Source organism: Mesorhizobium sp. M7A.F.Ca.AU.001.01.1.1 (genome assembly GCF_004022735.1).
In the GTDB taxonomy this organism is placed as follows: Bacteria; Pseudomonadota; Alphaproteobacteria; order Rhizobiales; family Rhizobiaceae; genus Mesorhizobium; species Mesorhizobium ciceri.
In genome coordinates this window covers 1-2,316 of record NZ_RZPF01000883.1, presented here as the reverse complement: position 1 = coordinate 2,316, position 2,316 = coordinate 1, and the positions used below count along the sequence as shown (strand labels likewise).

2 protein-coding genes and 1 pseudogene are annotated in these 2,316 nt (G+C 65.7%); all 3 read left to right on the top strand.

Annotation, left to right across the window (positions count from 1 at the left end):
• A pseudogene (locus EN884_RS33400) lies at positions 1–317 on the top strand (pyridoxal-phosphate dependent enzyme); the annotation flags it as partial.
• Between the two features lie 13 nt (positions 318–330).
• On the top strand, positions 331–1,818 hold the full coding sequence (locus EN884_RS33395) for an aspartate aminotransferase family protein (RefSeq protein ID WP_063169664.1): 1,488 nt from the start codon (positions 331–333) through the stop codon (positions 1,816–1,818).
• Between the two features lie 49 nt (positions 1,819–1,867).
• On the top strand, positions 1,868–2,224 hold the full coding sequence (locus tag EN884_RS33390) for a hypothetical protein (protein ID WP_024502169.1): 357 nt from the start codon (positions 1,868–1,870) through the stop codon (positions 2,222–2,224).
• The last annotated feature ends 92 nt before the right edge of the window (positions 2,225–2,316 follow it).

The window sequence follows — 2,316 nt, the reverse complement described above, 5'->3', positions numbered from 1 at the left end:
ACGTGCTGCAGGAGGCGATCGACACCAGCCTCTATGACGAGGTGATGCCGATCGCCGGGCCCGAGGGCATCAAATGGGCGAGGGAATTGGCGCGCAAAGAGGGCATCTTCACCGGCATTTCCGGCGGCGCGACCTTCGCCGTGGCACGGCAGGTCGCGGAGGAGGCGCCGGCCGGTGCGGTGATCCTGTGCATGCTGCCCGACACCGGCGAACGCTACATGTCGACACCGCTGTTCGACGGCATCGAGGCCGAGATGGATGCCGACGAGACCGCCCTGTCGCGCTCGACGCCCGGCTGCCAGTTCCCGGCGGCTTGACGGGAGATCTGGTATGGACGCCGTGCAAGAAAACCTCGGCCTTTTGGCCGAGGAAACGCTCGATCCCCTGGACTGGGCCGATGTGCAGGCCCTGTCGCACCGGGTCATCGACGATGCGGTCGATTACCTCCGCGATGTGCGCGACCGCCCGGTCTGGCGGGAGATGCCGGCCGATGTGAGAGGGGCCTTCTCGGCGCCGCTGCCGCGCTCGCCGGCGCCGCTGGATGCGGTCTATTCTGAGGTGTCCCGCACGGTGATGTCCTATCCAATGGGCAACATCCATCCGCGCTTCTGGTCCTGGTATATGGGGTCGAGCAATTTCACCGGTGCGCTCGGCGATTTCCTGGCGGCAATCCAGGGCTCGAACCTCGGCGGTGGCAACCACGCCGCCGGGCTGATGGACAGCCAGGTGGTGAACTGGTGCAAGGAGATGCTGGGCTTTCCCGCTTCTGCCGGCGGCACGCTGGTCAGCGGCGGCTCGATGGCCAACATCATCGGGCTGACCGTGGCGCGCAACGTCAAGGCCGGCATCGACGTGCGCGAGCATGGTGTCGCCGCCATCGAAAAGCCGCTGCGCTTCTACGGCTCGGAGCAGATCCACTCGTGCCACCGCAAGGCGATGGAGGCACTTGGCCTCGGCAACCGGGCACTGCGCCGCATCCCGACCGATGCCGGGCTGCGCATCGATATCGCCGCCTTGCGGGCAGCGATCACAGAGGACCGCGCGGCAGGGTTCAAGCCGGCCTGCGTCATCGGTACGGCGGGCACCGTCAACACCGGGGCGATCGACGATTTGCAGGCGCTTGCGAAGCTGTCACATGAGGAAGGCCTCTGGTTCCATGTCGACGGCTGCATCGGCGCGCTGATCGCCATTGCGCCTGAGAATGCCCATCGCGTCGCCGGCATCGAACGGGCGGATTCGGTCGCGCTCGATCCCCACAAATGGCTGCACGCGCCGTTCGAAGTCGGCTGCGCCCTGGTCAGGGATGCCGCCGCGCATCGCGGGACCTTCGCGGTGACGCCGGAATATCTGGAATCGACGCCGCGCGGCCTCGCTTCCGGCGAATGGCTGCACGACTACGGCCTGCAGACGTCGCGCGGTTTTCGCGCGCTGAAGGTGTGGATGGCGCTGAAGGAGCACGGTGTCGAGAAATTCGGCCGCCTGATCGACCAGAACATTGCCCAGGCCGTCTATCTTGCCGGCTTGATCGAGGCCGCGCCGCGGCTGCAGCTGGCGGCATCGCCGACCGTCAACATCGTCTGCTTCCGCTATCAGCCCGGTCTGACAGGCGAGGCTCTGAAGGTGCTCAACACGGAGATCATGCTGCGGCTGCAGGAACAGGGCATTGCGGCCCTTTCGGACACCACGGTGCATGGCGAGCACTGGTTGCGCGTGGCGATCACCAATCATCGCACACGGCGCGAGGATCTCGACCTGCTGGTGCGTGAAACGGTGCGGCTGGGGCATGAGATCGCGACGCAGGGTTCCGCACCTTCCTAGTAGCGGGCAGGCATGCGATTCTGCCGCGGTGATTCGGGAGATCCAGGCCGTGACGCTGTTTCGTATGGTTGCACTGGCGGCGCTGGTCTTCACCGCCTCGGCGCAGGCCGCCGACATGGCCTTCTTCGTCAAGAACCTGCGCAAGGAAGCAGTCGCGGTCGAGCTGTTCAGCCGCGACCGCGAGACGGTCTGGCCGGGCAACGACAAGGTGTTCCTGATCGCCCCAGGGTCGCAGAAATCTGTGCCGTTCTCCTGCAATCAGGGCGAACATATCTGCTATGGCGCCTGGGCCGACGGCAATGACAGCCTCTCGGCCGGCGTCGGGCCGGACAATGACCAGCCTTGCGACACCTGCTGCTTCATCTGCGTCGAACACTCGACAGAGACGATCGATCTGGTGCCGTAGAGCGCGGAAGTTTTCGTTGGACCCAAATTAAGTCAGGGATCGGCTCGTCCGGTCCACTTCCGCGATTCCGCGCTGCGTGCGATGGGCGCCAC

Bases quoted from the DNA above. Each gene is read 5' to 3' on its own strand.
- EN884_RS33395 (WP_063169664.1), top strand. From the start codon at position 331: ATGGACGCCGTGCAAGAAAACCTCGGCCTTTTGGCCGAGGAAACGCTC.